The following is a 13641-nucleotide window of genomic DNA, read 5'->3' as shown; positions in this document are numbered from 1 at the left end:
CCCCCACTACGCGGAGGCTCCCATGTCCCCGGAGATCCTGGTCGTGGGCGGTGTGGCCGTCGTCGCCCTCATCGTCCTCATCCTCCTGTTCAAGGCCATCTGGCGGGTGGCCGAGCCCAACGAGGCGCTCATCATCTCGGGCCTCGGCGCCCACACGAAGAACGAGCTGGCCGACAGCCTCGGCTTCAAGATCGTGACCGGCAAGGGCACCGCCGTGCTGCCCGGCTTCCAGACCGCCCGGCGGCTGCGGCTCGACAGCCGGGCGACGAATCTCCAGGTCAACTGCGTGACCCAGCAGGGCATCCCGGTCCAGGTACGTGGTGTGATCATCTATAAGGTGGGCGACGACTTCACCAGCATCGCGAACGCCGCCCGCCGCTTCCTCGACCAGCAGGACTCGATGAACGGGGCAATCCACGAGCTGTTCACCGGTCACCTGCGCTCGATCATCGGCAACCTGACCGTCGAGGACCTCATCCTCAACCGCGAGCGGCTCACCAGCGAGACCCGCAGCTCCGCGGCCGACGAGATGAGCAAGCTCGGCCTGGTGGTCGACTCGCTGCAGATCCAGGAGATCGAGGACGAGACCGGCTACATCACCAACCTCGGCAAGCCGCACGCCGCGAAGATCGCCGCCGCGGCCCGCATCGCCGAGGCGCAGCGCGACCAGGAGGCCACCGAGGCCGAGCAGGTCGCGGCCGCCAAGAAGGCCTCGGCCATCCGCGAGTCGCAGATCCAGCAGGCCGGCTACCAGGCGGAGGTGGACCAGGCGGCGGCCAAGGCCCGGCAGGCCGGCCCGCTGTCGGAGGCCACCGCGCGCCAGGAGGTCGTCGTCCAGGAGACCAGGGCCGCGGAGCTGGAGGCCCAGCTCGCCGAGCAGCGGCTCCAGTCGCAGGTCCGCAAGCCCGCCGACGCCAAGGCGTACGAGACCGTCACGCTGTCCCAGGCCGAGCGCGACGCGCGCATCGCGCAGGCCGAGGCGGAGGCCAAGGAGACCGAGCTGCGCGCGGCCGCCCAGGCGTCCCAGGTCAAGCAGGCGGCGGCGGCCGACGCCGAGTCGGTGCGGGTGCGCGGTGAGGCCGCCGCCGCGGCGACCAAGGCGACCGGTCTGGGCGAGGCCGAGGCGGCCAAGGCGCGGGGTCTCGCGGAGGCCGAGGCGGCCAGGGCGAAGGGTCTCGCGGAGGCCGAGGCGGCCAAGGCCAAGGGTCTGGCCGAGGCCGAGGCGATCAGGGCCCGCTCGGAGGCGCTGCGGGAGAACCAGGAGGCCGTCATCGCCCAGCAGCTCGCCGAGAACTGGCCGCAGATCGTGGAGGCCGCTTCCAAGGCGTTCGGCAACGTCGACCACATGGTGGTGCTCAACGGCGCCCAGGGCATCGAGGAGATGCTGGCGAAGGCGCTCACGCTGGGCGGCACCGGGCTGGGCCTGGCCCGCTCCCTGCTGGCCGGCGGCACCCCCGCGGCGGCCACCAAGGACGGCGCGAGCGTCAACGGCGCCGAGCCCACCACGAAGAACGCCATCGACGCCGCCTCCTGACGGCCACCGGGCCGGCCCGCGCACGCCGCCGGCCGGCCCCGCGGCCCGTTCTGCTCGGACGACAGCCGCTCTACTCGGACAGCAGCCGCCGCAGGTGGCCGGGAGGACGGCCGAGTTCGGCTCGCATGGTACGGGTGAGGTGCGCCTGGTCGGCGAAGCCGAGTGCGGTGGCCAGGCCCGCCAGATCCCGCTCCCCCTCCTCGATGCCGGCGAGGGCGCGGCTGACCCGGACCCGGTTGCGGTAGCGGCTGACCGTCATGCCGACGTGCCGACGGAAGGTCCGGCTCAGGTGGGAGGGTGAGACCCCCAGCGCCCGGGCCAGCCGTACGAGATCGACCGCTTCGGGGTCGTCCGCCACGATGGCCTCCCGCGCCCGATCCGCCAGGCCGCCGCCGCGGTCCGGGTTACGCCGGTCGGTTTGCGGACGGACCGCCGCCGCGAGCGTGTGCACCAGCCGTTCGGCGGGGTCCGCCGAGTCGTGCCCGGTACGCAGGAGAAGCCGGTGCGCGAGCTCGACCCGGCCGTCGACCGCCACCCGCGGGTGCGGCGGCTCGTCCCCCACCACGGCGTGCCACAGCGAGGGCCGCACCAGGACGAACGTGCAGACGTCCCCGCCGGCGGGATGCGCGAACGCGTACTCGCCGCCCGGCCTCTGCACATAGCCCATCGTGGGGTCGGCGACCACACGGTGGCCGTCACTACGCACACCGAACATTCCACGGCGTACGAGGACGACGCCGTACGACCCGCCTGGCTCCGGCGTCGACCACGTGCGATGCCGGGCCGTGCAGGAAACCAGGTGGACGGAGAAATCCGGCGTCTCGACCACTGTCCTCGATGTCCGCACCGGTCCACTGTACGAGCAAATATCTTCAAGACCTCGGGGCCCGCGATCGCGGAGCCTGAGGGCCATGTCTCCCTTGACGAGGCCGCGGCCGGGGACGGTGCTCGCCGTGCTCCTGACCGGGCAGACCATGGCGTCGATGGACGGTTCGATCGTCACGGTCGCCCTGCCGTCGATACAGCACGATCTGGGCGGCGGCGGAGTCGTCCTGCAACTGGTTCCGTCGGCGTACCTGCTCACGCTCGGGCTGCTCAACGTGACCGGCGCCCGTACGGGCGACCTGATCGGCCACCGGCGGGCCTTCCTCGGAGGGCTCGCGGCCTTCACCCTGGCGTCGCTGCTGTGCGGGCTCGCCCCGGCCGCGCCGGTGCTGGTGGCGGCCCGGGTCGCCCAGGCGGCGGCGGCCGCGCTGATGGTGCCGCAGGTCTTCTCGCTGATCCAGCTTCGCTTCGACGCGCCGCCCGGAAGCAGGCCATCGGCCTGTACTCGATGGTGCTCGCCCTGGGCGTCGCCCTCGGCCAGGTGATCGGCGGACTGGTGGTCGGGGCCGATCTGTTCGGGCTGACCTGGCGGCCGGTCTTCCTGGTCAACGTCCCGGTGGGAGCCCTGCTGATGGTCGTCGGCCTGCGCGCCCTCCCGGAGAGCCCGCCGGTGGCGCGCAGGCTCGACCTGGGCGGGGTCGCGCTGCTGACCGCGGCGATGACCGCCCTGATCGTTCCGCTGATCTTCGGCAGGCAGTACGGCTGGCCGGGGTGGGCCTGGGCCTCACTGCTCGCCGGCCTGGTCCTGCTGGTGGTCTTCGTGCGATTCGAAGGCCGGGTCGTCCGCGGCGGCGGCCTGCCGCTCCTCGATCTCTCCGTGCTGCGGCCCGCAGGCGTGCGCGCCGCCCTCATCGCCTGTGTCATGGTGATGGGCTGTTACAGCGTGTTCCTGTTCGTGCTGACCCTGCATCTCCAGGGCGATCTCGGCTTCGGCCCGCTCGCCGCCGGGCTCGCCTTCGTGCCGTACGCGATCGGGTTCGCCGCACTGAGCCTGACCTGGGCCCGGCTGCCGGAGAGGGTCCAGTCGGACCTCCCGGTCGCCGGACCGGCCGTCTTCGCCGCGGGAGCCCTGGTCGTGGCCGTGTTCGCCGGTGACGGATGGGCCCCGGCGCTCACGCTCCCGGTGTTGTTCCTGGCGGGCGCGGGGCACGCCGCCGGCTACAGCCCGCTGGTGGCGCAGGTGGCCGCCATCGTGGGTCCTGACCGCGCGTCGGCGTTGTCGGCGTTGAACTCGACCGGGCCGGTGCTGGCCTCCGTCAGCGCCGTGGCCGGGCTCGGCGGCCTCTACCTGAGCACCGGTCCCGGCTTCACCCTGGCGGTCGTCGCCGCGCTGCTCGTGGCCGGGGCGCTGAGCGCCGCCGCCGCCCGTACGGCATGGCGGCGCCGCACGCGGGCCGTCAGTCGAACGAGAGCTCGGTCGTACGGCGGGGCATGAGCAGCAGCGCGGCGACGCTGAGCACGGCCACGACGACGAGCGCGATGAAGATGTGGTGGACGGCGTCGTACAGCGCGCCCCGGACGAAGGACGCGGTGGCCGAGTGGGCCGCCGCGTCCTGGGCGTTCAGCACCAGGCTCGTGGCGTCGAGGCTGTCGGGCAGCCGTCCCGCGACGTCGGCGGGCGGGTGGGCGAAGCGGTCCGACAGCGTCGCGTTGGAGATGGCGCCGAGCACGGCGGCCCCGACCGTGCTGCCGATCGAGCGGCAGAACATGTTGGTCGCCGTGACCACGCCGCGGCGTTCCCAGCCGACGACGGACTGCACGGCGACCATCGTGGGGCTGGCCGACAGTCCGAGGCCGACGCCGACGACGAAACAGGCGGCCGCGACCTGCCAGATCATCGCGTTCTGCCCGAGCAGCGCGCACAGCACGGTGCCGGCCACCACCACGACGATGCCGATCAGCGCGGTGTCGCGGAACCCGATGCGCATGTAGAAGCGCCCGGAGAACGTCGCCGCGAGTGGCCAGCCGACGGTGAGGGCGGCCAGGGCGAAGCCCGCCACCAGCGCGCCGGTGCCCAGCACCCCCTGCGCGTACGTCGGGACGTACGAGGTGAGCCCGATGGTGAGGGCGCCGATGCCGAGAGAGGTCAGGTTGCCTCCGGTCAGCGTGCGGCGGCGGAACACCCACAGCGGCAGCACCGGCTCGGCCGCGCGGCGCTCCACGAGCACGAAGCCGACGATCAGGAGGAGGCCCGCCGCGAAGATCAGCAAGCTGGGCGCCGAGTTCCAGTCCCAGGCGACGCCGCCCTCCAGGAGGCCGAGGATGAGCAGCGAGGAGCCGGCGGTGAGCAGCACGGCGCCCAGGTAGTCGATCCGGTGGGAGCCCCGCTTCACCTGCTCCTTGAAGCGCCGCGCGAGCATCCAGGCGGCCACCGCGCCGAGCGGCAGGTTGATGAAGAAGATCCAGCGCCAGGAGACGTACTCGGAGAACACGCCGCCGAGCGTCGGGCCGACCACCGCCGAGATGCCCCACACGCTGGCGAGGTAGCCCTGGACACGGGCCCGCTCCTCGACCGTGTAGAGGTCGCCCGCCATCGTCATGCTGATCGGCTGCACCGCGCCGGCCCCGATGCCCTGGATCGCCCGGAAGGCGATCAGCGCGGGCATGCTCCAGGCCACCCCGCACAGCACCGACCCGAGCAGGAACGCCGCGATGCCGAAGAACATCACCGGCTTGCGCCCGAACACGTCGGCGAGCTTGCCGTAGATGGGCACGGTCACGGCCTGGGTGAGCAGGTAGATCGAGAACAGCCAGGGGAACTGGGAGAACCCGCCGAGGTCGGTGACGACCGACGGCACCGCGGTGGCGATGATCGTGCTGTCCAGCGCCACCAGAGCGGTGCAGAGCATGATGGCGGCGAGCACGGGACCGCGCTCCGACCGTAGCCCGATGCCTTTCGATGTGGTCGTCGTGGTCACGTGTGAGGCTCCCCTGTCCGGCGTGCACGTACACGGGACCCTCCCGCCGGTGGGCGGGAAGATCCCGGAACAGGGCAACCATCGCAAACTCTCCGGCATTCCTGTCGCCCGTACAGCAGGTGCAGGCGTCAGGCACGCCGCTGGGTCTCCTCCAGGTAGCGCAGGACGGCCGTGACCCTCCGGTCCGCCCGGTCGGTGGGGGCCAGGTCGAGCTTGGCGAAGATGCTGCGGATGTGCTTGTGGACGGCGCCTTCGGAGACGAAGAGCCGTTCGGAGATGGCGGTGTTGCCCAGTCCCTCGGCCATCAGGGCGAGCACGTCGTGTTCCCGGGCGGTCAGCCGTTCCAGCCCGCTGTCGGTGCGGGTGCGGGTGAGCAGTTGTGTGACGACCTCGGGGTCGATGGCCGTGCCTCCTGCGGCTACCCGGTGCAGGGCGTCGAGGAACTGGTCGACGCGGCCGACTCTCTCCTTGAGCAGGTATCCGAGCCCGTCGGTTCCGCCGGCGAGCAGTTCGGTGGCGAACGCCTGCTCGACGTAGGCGGACAGCACGAGCACCGCCAGGCCGGGGTGAAGGCGCCTGGCCTCGACGGCCGCGGTGATGCCCTCGTCGGTGTGGGTCGGAGGCATCCGGACGTCGACGATGGCCACGTCGGGCCGGTGGGTGGCGACGGCCGCCAGGAAGGCGTCCGGGGAGTCGGTCGTGGCCACCACGTCCAAGGACTCCGCGCGCAGCAGCAGCGCGACCCCTTCGCGCAGCAGCGGGTCGTCCTCGGCTATCACGATCCGCATGGCAACTCCACGTCGAGAGCGGTCGGCCCGCCGGGCGGGCTGGTCAGGGTGAGACGGCCGTCGTGCGCCTCGACCCGGCTGCGAATGCCGGTGAGCCCGGAGCCGTGCCGTTCGTCCGCGCCGCCGACGCCGTCGTCCTCGATCCGCAGGGACAACCGGTCGCCTGCGCGCCGTACGGTCACGGTGGCGTGCCGGGCCCGGCTGTGCCTGGAGATGTTGGTGAGTGCCTCGGCGGTCACGAAGTAGGCGGTGGCCTCGATGGAGGCGGGGCACCTGCCGAGCGCGTCGACGTCGACCCGGCAGGGCACGCCGCAGTTCGCCGCGAGCCCGGTGAGCGCACCGGCGAGCCCCCGGTCGGCCAGCACGGGCGGCAGGATGCCGCGGACGACCGTACGCAGCTCGGCCAGTGCCTGCTCGGCGGTCTCCTGGGCGCGTTCGAGCATGTCCTCCGCGTCCGCCCGGTCACGGGCCAGCGCGCGGCGGGCCGCGCCGAGCAGCACGGTGACCGCGACCAGCCGGTTCTGCGCCCCGTCGTGCAGCGAGCGTTCGATCCGCCGCAACTCCGCGGCGTGGGCGTCCAGCGCCGCCGCGCGGGTGGCCGACAGCTGTGCGATCCGCAGGGACAGGTCGGCGTCGGCGGCGGGCGCCAGAAGCCGGCGTCCCGGCCATGCCTGCAACCGGGCCATTCCCGTCCCGAGTGCCAGGAAGCAGACGGCCATCCCCACGCCGAGGATCGCGACCGCCAGGGCGTCAGCGTCGTCGTGCACGTCCCAGAACACCAGGGTCGGGGTGGAATCCTCCGCGGGCAGCGTCCGCCACCACAGTGGGTATGTGATGTTCTGCACGGCGTCTGCCACCAGGGTCACTCCGGCCACGCCGAGGAACAGGCCCAGCGTGCCGTGCACGAGGAGCCAGCGCAGCTCCCGCCGCATGGCCGGATCGGCGAGCGCGGCGCGTACGCCGGCCGGCGCGGGCCCCAAGCCGACGATCTCCGGCCCCCAGCGGGACAACCGGTCACGCTCCCGGTCGGCGACGGACCGTACGACCCGCGGCACGGTGGGCACCAGGAGCAGGCCCACACCGATCACACAGGTGAGTCCGGCCACGACGATCCACAACAGGGCGGCGAACGCCGGCAGCGCCGTGCTGAGGCCGCCGACGAGGTGTCCGAACGCGCCGAGGACGCCACGGGCACGCGCGGCGACACCCCTCCGGCCGTCTCGCCGGATGTCGGCCTGCTTCCGCTGGCGCGCCGCCACCATGCACCCCCTCGGGCTGACGAGCTTAGAACAAAGATCCCAACTGAGGTCTTTCCACGGAGCTGGTTCAGCGCTGCGGGGTGAGCTCCGGCGCGGGTTCCTCGGACGGGCGGTAGCCGAGGCGGCCGCGGGTCGCGACGAGCACCACGACCGCCGCCGTGGTGGCCGCGAGCAGGGTGACATGGCTCGCATGCTCGGGGGTGCCGATGGACGGGAACATGTCCGAGTAGACGATCGACATGAAGTTGTTGACGCTGACGTGCAGCAGCATGATCAGCGGCAGGCTCTGGCCGGTCCGGTTGAACACCCAGGTGACGACCACGCTGAAGATGGAGGCGAAGGCGATGAACTCGCCGACCCTCGTCCAGGTGACGTCCGGCCACCCGCCCCACTGGCTCAGGAACAGCGGCAGGTGCCAGACGCCCCACAGCGGGCCGAGGATGACGGTGGCGCCCAGCGGGCCGAACTTCCGCTGCATGCGGGGCAGGGCGAAGTCACGCCAGCCGGGCTCTTCGGCCAGACCGGTGGTGACCATCTGGAGCAGCAGGCCGGGCACGTAGGCGACCAGCGCGGCGACGGGCGGCATGTGGACGTCTTCGCCGGAGAGCGCGAGACCGGTGGCGATGAGGACGGCGGGGACGCCGAGGGCGGTCACGAGATACCAGGCCCAGCCGACCCGCCACTTGGTCATCCGCCCGACCCACCGGCGTACGCCTTCCTTGCCGTCCGCCACCCTGGTCACGATGTACGCGGCGAAGATCGGGCCGAGGTAGGCGCCGGGGAGAACGCCGGCGAACTGGGTCGTGCCGAGCAGCGAGGGGAAGTCGAAGTCCCAGACCCCCAGGCCGTTGTTCGAGAGGACGTAGGGTAACCAGGCCGCCCAGCTCATGAGGTTGGCCAGGGCGAAGAAACCGATCAGCGGACGGCGGCGGATGAAGCCCCGGATCCCGGTCCGACTCGTGTGGTGCCCGGCCTCCGGCTGGCTGTCGACTGCCATTTCACCTTCTCCTGCGGGATCGCTCGACTGACAGCAATCAGCACATCAGCCGCGGGCCCTCCCGGTCGCTCCCGCGTGCACCCCAATGGCGGTACAGCCAGGGGTACCAAGGAGAGAACGACCAGGTCAGAGCAGCGGGCCAGGAGACGGTGAGAGGACTGCGGAGCAGGCCGGAGGCGAACCGCCGAGGACCACGACGAGCCCTCGACGATCTTCCACTCAGATGAGCACGTGCGGCTCGGGGTTGCCGGCGAAGCAGAACTGGGCGTTGCGCGTCAGCTTGTAGTCCGCCGCCTGCCAGGTGTGGGCGGTGGCGTCCGAGCCGCGCATGTAGATGAAGTTGTACCGGTCGGCCGAGTAGATGCGGACGCCCTCCTCCTTGCAGCGCCGCACGAGCCGGGTGTCCTCACCCGCGTTGACCGCCTCGAACGGGAACGCCCGCAGCAGGTCGGTCCTGGCCAGGATCGTCGCCCCCTGGATGAGGTGGGCGTAGCGGTGCTCCAGCCCGGGCAGGCGGAAGATCGTGACGTTCTGGTCCGGGAAGTACGTGTAGTGGGCGCCCTTGCCGACCATCTCGGCGTCGGCGTAGTCGAAGGCGCGGACCAGGTCCGACAGGTAGTGCTCGCCGTAGATGTTGTCGTCGTCCATCTTGGAGATCAGCTCGCCCTCGGCGTGGGCGATGCCGTGGTTGAGCACCTCGCCGAGCGTCCAGGACGGGTCGGCGGTCAGCACCTTAACGGCCGGGATGCCCGCCGCGAGGGCCTTGTCGCGCACGACCGCGGGGTCCTCCGACAGGCCGTGCATGACCAGCACGAGCTCCAGGTTGCGGTGCCGCTGCCGCGCCACCTGGCTGATCGCGTGTTCGAGCTGGCCGGCCCGGTTGGTCGGCAGCACCACGGAGATCGACCGCGAGCGCGAGACGACCGGCAGGCCGAGGTCGGTGAGGATCTGGTCGACGCGGTGGGAGAACAGGTGCTTGTCGAACACCTCGCGCATCGCCAGGTGGCCCTGACGCGCCCGCAGCTCGGGGCTGTTGATCAGGTAGATCGCCCGGTTGTACGCCTCCTCCTGGGAGTGCGCGACCGGGATGAGCGGGCCGAACGTCTCCTCGATGGCCCGCGACCACCCCGACAGCACGGTGGTCGAGCAGGCCGACAGCTCGAAGACCCGGCGCGCGCACATGGTCGGCGAGTCGATCACCGAGTTCACGTTCAGGAAGACCTTGTACATCTTGTACGCGGCCAGCATCTGCTCGTACGGCAGCTCGCCCACGATGTGGGGGCGGTACTCCTCCGGCCAGGCGTACTTGTCGGCCACCGAGGCGTTCCTGGCGTAGATGTGCAGGCCGAGCGGGCGCACGGGCGCGAGGATCGTCTCCATCTGCTCGCGCCGCTCGGGGTGCTTGTCGCGGAAGTACATGCCCGCGAAGACGACGTCGTACGGCCGGCCCTGCTTGGTCTGGATCGGGTTGTGGATCCGGGGCTGGGCGGCGAACTGCAGCACGCCGACACGGTCATGACCCAGCATCTCGCGATATTTCGGGATCATGTCGCCGTCGCACGTGTACACGTAGTCGAACAGCTTGGCCGTGTCGATGAAGAAGTCGAAGTTGGGCGGGTCCTCCTTGTTCCAGAAGACCGTGGGGATGCCCTCCTCGCGGCACCAGGCGATCAGGTCGCGCAGCTCCTGCTTCGGCGCGTTGGTCCCGGTCATCTGGTAGCGCCAGCGGCCCTGGTTGCCGTGCCAGGCCGACTCGCAGAACAGCATCTCGGGACGCTTCTCTGCGAAGACCTCGCGCCAGTCGTTCAGGCCGAACTCGATCTGGTCCCACTCGTACTTGAACGCCATGCGGGAGAAGTCGTCGAGGATCACCGCGACCCGCAGGTCCGGCCGTACGACCGGGCCGTCCGGCCACTTGAGGCTCGGGATCTTGACCTCGGGACCCCGCGCCTCGGCGGCGGCGGCGACCTCGATGGCGGAGGGCGGCGCCTTGGGGGCCTTCTTGCCGTCCTTCATCGCCTTGCTGAGGTCGCGCGGCAGCCGGACGATCTTCTTGGGCTTCGCCGCGTTCGTCAGGACCTGCGCGACCCGGTAGGGCTTCTGGGTCTGGGTGGCCTGAAGCCTCCAGAGGGCGTAGTCGGCACGGGCCTCCTGGTAGGCGAGCCGGTTCTCCAGGTCGCGGATCCGCTGCTCGTACTGCTCGACGTGCTTGCGCTCCTCGGGCAGCCAGTTCACCGGCCCCAGCCGCTGGAAGCGGGGCTCTTCAGGAGTCTCTTCGGTCTCAGCCATACCTCTCCCCTTTACGGAAGGGTCATCGTACGGGGGTCAACGCGGCCTTTATGCCTATATAGGGAGATTCAGGGCTGGTCGCTAGCGCGCCCGGCCCTTGGCGGCGGGGGAGAGGTTGTCGTCGCGGAGCCAGGCTTCGATGACGCGGGGCGATCCGCGGCCCGGCCGCGCCGTCCCACAGCGGCGGCAGTTCGCCGCTCGGTGTGGCCGCGCCGTCCCCGAGCGCCTTGGACGCCGCGGCGGGGAGCGAGGCGGGGGTGACGAGCCGGTTGGTGCCGTGGGTCACGGTGATCGGCCGCTCGGTGTTGGGCCGGACGGTCAGGCAGGGCACGCCCAGCATGGTCGTCTCCTCCTGGACGCCGCCGGAGTCGGTCACCACCAGGGCGGCGCCGCGCACCAGGGACAGGAAGTCCACGTAGCCGAGCGGGTCCACGATCTTCAGATTCGGCCGGTCCACGAGCCCGGCCTCCGCCAGCCGCTGACGGCCGCGCGGGTGCAGGGGGACGACGACCGGCACCTGCTCGGCCACCCCGAGCACGGCGTCGACCAGTTCGCGGGCCGCCTCCGGATCGTCCACGTTCGCCGGGCGGTGCAGCGTGGCCACCGCGTACCTGCCGTCGATGCCCAGTCGCTCCTGGACGGGCGCCGGGTCGAGCTTCGGCAGCGCGGCGAACAGGCTGTCGATCATCGGGTTGCCGACGAGGTGCACCTTCGCCGGGTCCACGCCCTCGTTGGCCAGGTGCGACAGCGCCTCGGGCGAGGTGGCGAACAGCAGGTCCGACAGCGCGTCGGTGACGACCCGGTTGACCTCCTCCGGCATCGCCCGGTCGAAGGAGCGCAGGCCCGCCTCGACGTGCGCGGTCGGCACGTGCAGCTTGGCGCACACGAGGATCGCCGCGAGCGTCGAGTTCACGTCGCCGTACACCACCACGAGCGCCGGGCGGTGTTCGAGCACGACGTCCTCCAGCCCGGTGAGCAGGGCGGCCGTCTGCCGGGCGTGGGTGCCGCTGCCGACGCCGAGGTTCGCGACCGGCTCGGGCAGCCCCAGATCGGCGAAGAACACGTCCGACATCAGCGCGTCGTAGTGCTGGCCGGTGTGGATGATGCCCTGCCGGATTCCGAGCTCGGCCAACCCCCTGACGACCGGGGCCGCCTTGACGAAGTTGGGCCGGGCGCCCAGTACGTGCAGGACGAGGGGGTTGTCTCTCATCTACCTCGCCTTTCGTCTTCTCTCCGGGCTGGGACAAACGTTGCCTATGGTACGGTCGCGCCGTGGAAACCGAGGCCAACAAGCCCGCAAAGGCCGTGTCCGCCGCGTCCGCGAAGGCCGGCCTCGGCGGCTTCCTCCGGGGGTTCGCGAAGAACCCGGTTCTCGTCTCCCGGATCTTCGTGAGCAAGGTCAAGTCCGACCCCATGCGGGTCGCGCAGGCCGCCGCCGACGCCATGCCCGCCGGGGTACGCCCGGTCGTCGGCCGCGTCGCCTGGCCCGCGGCCCGGTTCGTCAAGGTCAGGACCCGCAAGATCCTGCAGCGCGCGGCCAAGGGCCCGCTGCGGGACGCCAAGGCCCACTTCGACGCCGGCCGGATGTCCGACGCGGTCGGGGTGCTCCAGCCGCATGCCCGCTGGCCGTTCGTCCGCCGGAGGATGGCCTACTACGAGGGCGAGAAGGCCGCGCTCGGACCGAACCCGATCCCGCCCAAGCCGAAGATCATCATGGGCGAGCGGATGCCCGGCCGGGTGCTGCACATGGTCACCAACGCCCTGCCGTACACGCAGGCGGGCTACACCGTGCGCACCCACCGCATCGTCACCGCCCAGAAGGCGGCCGGGCTCGACCCTCACGTCGTGACGAGCTGGGGCTGGCCCATGCTCCAGGGGCACACCGACGCCGAGCCGTACGAGGAGATCGACGGCATCCCCTACTACCGGCTGCTGCCCAAGGACGAGGTGCCGTTCGAGAGCCAGGGGCGGATGATCCGCGGCGCCGCGGACGTCTCGGAGCTGGTGCGGACCCTCCGCCCGCAGGTCCTGCACGCGGCGACCGACCACCGCAACGGCTCGGTCGCGCTCGCCGTGCGCGAGCGGACGAACACGCCCTTCGTGTACGAGGTGCGCGGCTTCCTGGAGGAGACCTGGGTCTCCCGCGACCCCGCCAGGGTCGGCAGCGAGCGGCACAAGCTGCAGCGTGAGCGTGAGGCGCAGATCATGCGCGAGGCCGACGCGGTCGTCACGCTCGCCGAGACGATGGCCGCCGAGATCGTGGAGCGCGGCGTGCCCAGGGAGCGCATCTTCCTCGCGCCCAACGCCGTGGACGACTCCCTGCTGACGGCCGACTACGACGGTGAGGCGTTCCGCGACCGGTTCGGGATCGGCCGGGACGAGATCGTCGTGGGTTCGGTGTCGAGCATCGTCGCCTACGAGGGCTTCGCCACGCTGCTGAGCGCCGCTGCGCTGCTGCGCGACGCGGGTACGCCGGTGAAGGTCCTGCTGGTCGGAGACGGGGCCGAGCGGCCCGCGCTGCTCGAACAGGTCGAACGGCTCGGGCTGAAGGAGGCGATCCTGCCCGGCCGGGTGGGCCCGGACGAGGCCTTGCAGGCGCAGGCGGCGATCGACATCTTCGTCTGCCCACGCGAGGACCTGCGCGTGTGCCGCCTCGTCACCCCGCTGAAGCCGGTCGAGGCGATGGCGCTCGGCAAGCCCGTCGTGCTGAGCGACCTGCCCGCGCTGTCGGAACTCGTCGGCGGCGAGGGCGCCGGTCTGCTCGTGCCGCCCGGCGATCCGGCCGCGCTGGCGAAGGCGCTCGCCGCGCTGCGCGACGATCCGGAGCGCCGGCGCGTCATGGGCGAGGCCGGTAAGGCCGAGGTCGCCGCGCACCGGACCTGGAGCAGCCTGGCCCGCACCTACCAAGGGATCTACCAGTCCTTGACCGAAAGTCGATAAACAGCAGAAAGTCGGATGTGTTGCATCAGGC

Annotated in this window: 11 protein-coding genes; 4 read left to right on the top strand and 7 right to left on the bottom strand. The window is 71.5% G+C overall.

Going from position 1 to position 13641, the window contains the following annotated elements; translation table 11 throughout:
* The first annotated feature begins 22 nt into the window (after positions 1-22).
* Complete coding sequence (locus B1L11_RS12460) at positions 23-1534, top strand: flotillin family protein (RefSeq protein WP_079314619.1); 1512 nt, start codon at positions 23-25, stop codon at positions 1532-1534.
* Between the two features lie 70 nt (positions 1535-1604).
* On the opposite strand, the gene B1L11_RS12455 is transcribed toward B1L11_RS12460, so the two are convergent.
* Positions 1605-2240, bottom strand: a complete 636-nt coding sequence (locus B1L11_RS12455; RefSeq protein ID WP_256862465.1) for an AraC family transcriptional regulator — start codon at positions 2238-2240, stop codon at positions 1605-1607.
* Between the two features lie 205 nt (positions 2241-2445).
* Here B1L11_RS12455 and B1L11_RS48140 point away from each other — a divergent pair, with 205 nt between their 5' ends.
* Together B1L11_RS48140 and B1L11_RS12450 are read left to right on the top strand one after the other, a co-directional pair.
* Positions 2446-2904: an MFS transporter gene (locus B1L11_RS48140; protein ID WP_218671060.1), complete on the top strand. Its 459-nt coding sequence runs from the start codon at positions 2446-2448 to the stop codon at positions 2902-2904.
* Positions 2868-3854, top strand: a complete 987-nt coding sequence (locus B1L11_RS12450; RefSeq protein ID WP_218671059.1) for an MFS transporter — start codon at positions 2868-2870, stop codon at positions 3852-3854. The genes B1L11_RS48140 and B1L11_RS12450 overlap by 37 nt, the downstream gene beginning before the upstream one ends.
* On the opposite strand, the gene B1L11_RS12445 is transcribed toward B1L11_RS12450, so the two are convergent.
* The 6 genes from B1L11_RS12445 to wecB form a co-directional block, all read right to left on the bottom strand.
* Complete coding sequence (locus B1L11_RS12445) at positions 3817-5337, bottom strand: MDR family MFS transporter (protein WP_218671058.1); 1521 nt, start codon at positions 5335-5337, stop codon at positions 3817-3819. The genes B1L11_RS12450 and B1L11_RS12445 overlap by 38 nt on opposite strands.
* Before the next feature lie 128 nt (positions 5338-5465).
* Positions 5466-6125 carry a response regulator transcription factor gene (locus B1L11_RS12440; RefSeq protein WP_079314616.1) on the bottom strand — a complete coding sequence of 220 codons (660 nt, stop codon included), beginning with the start codon at positions 6123-6125 and terminating at the stop codon, positions 5466-5468.
* The gene (locus tag B1L11_RS12435) at positions 6113-7387 is read right to left on the bottom strand and encodes a sensor histidine kinase (RefSeq protein WP_079314615.1); all 1275 of its coding nucleotides are present in this window, start codon (positions 7385-7387) and stop codon (positions 6113-6115) included. The genes B1L11_RS12440 and B1L11_RS12435 overlap by 13 nt, the downstream gene beginning before the upstream one ends.
* A gap of 64 nt (positions 7388-7451) precedes the next feature.
* Complete coding sequence (locus tag B1L11_RS12430; RefSeq protein WP_079314614.1) at positions 7452-8381, bottom strand: CPBP family intramembrane glutamic endopeptidase; 930 nt, start codon at positions 8379-8381, stop codon at positions 7452-7454.
* A 219-nt stretch (positions 8382-8600) separates the two neighbouring features.
* Positions 8601-10670, bottom strand: coding sequence for a glycosyltransferase (locus B1L11_RS12425; RefSeq protein WP_079314613.1), 2070 nt, complete (start codon positions 10668-10670; stop codon positions 8601-8603).
* A 22-nt stretch (positions 10671-10692) separates the two neighbouring features.
* Positions 10693-11880, bottom strand: coding sequence for a non-hydrolyzing UDP-N-acetylglucosamine 2-epimerase (wecB, locus tag B1L11_RS12420; RefSeq protein ID WP_079314612.1), 1188 nt, complete (start codon positions 11878-11880; stop codon positions 10693-10695).
* Between the two features lie 62 nt (positions 11881-11942).
* Here wecB and B1L11_RS12415 point away from each other — a divergent pair, with 62 nt between their 5' ends.
* Positions 11943-13610 (top strand): glycosyltransferase family 4 protein, encoded by a 1668-nt coding sequence (locus B1L11_RS12415; protein ID WP_079314611.1) that lies wholly within the window; start codon positions 11943-11945, stop codon positions 13608-13610.
* Positions 13611-13641: the final 31 nt, after the last annotated feature.

Origin of the sequence: Microbispora sp. GKU 823 (assembly GCF_002027145.1) — a bacterium.
GTDB classification, from domain to species: domain Bacteria; phylum Actinomycetota; class Actinomycetes; order Streptosporangiales; family Streptosporangiaceae; genus Microbispora; species Microbispora siamensis.
This window is presented reverse-complemented; position numbering and strand designations above follow the sequence as displayed.

Bases quoted from the DNA above. Each gene is read 5' to 3' on its own strand.
- B1L11_RS12460 (WP_079314619.1), top strand. From the start codon at position 23: ATGTCCCCGGAGATCCTGGTCGTGGGCGGTGTGGCCGTCGTCGCCCTC.
- B1L11_RS48140 (WP_218671060.1), top strand. From the start codon at position 2,446: ATGTCTCCCTTGACGAGGCCGCGGCCGGGGACGGTGCTCGCCGTGCTC.
- B1L11_RS12450 (WP_218671059.1), top strand. From the start codon at position 2,868: ATGGTGCTCGCCCTGGGCGTCGCCCTCGGCCAGGTGATCGGCGGACTG.
- B1L11_RS12440 (WP_079314616.1), bottom strand. From the start codon at position 6,125: ATGCGGATCGTGATAGCCGAGGACGACCCGCTGCTGCGCGAAGGGGTC.
- B1L11_RS12435 (WP_079314615.1), bottom strand. From the start codon at position 7,387: ATGGTGGCGGCGCGCCAGCGGAAGCAGGCCGACATCCGGCGAGACGGC.
- B1L11_RS12430 (WP_079314614.1), bottom strand. From the start codon at position 8,381: ATGGCAGTCGACAGCCAGCCGGAGGCCGGGCACCACACGAGTCGGACC.
- B1L11_RS12425 (WP_079314613.1), bottom strand. From the start codon at position 10,670: ATGGCTGAGACCGAAGAGACTCCTGAAGAGCCCCGCTTCCAGCGGCTG.
- wecB (WP_079314612.1), bottom strand. From the start codon at position 11,880: ATGAGAGACAACCCCCTCGTCCTGCACGTACTGGGCGCCCGGCCCAAC.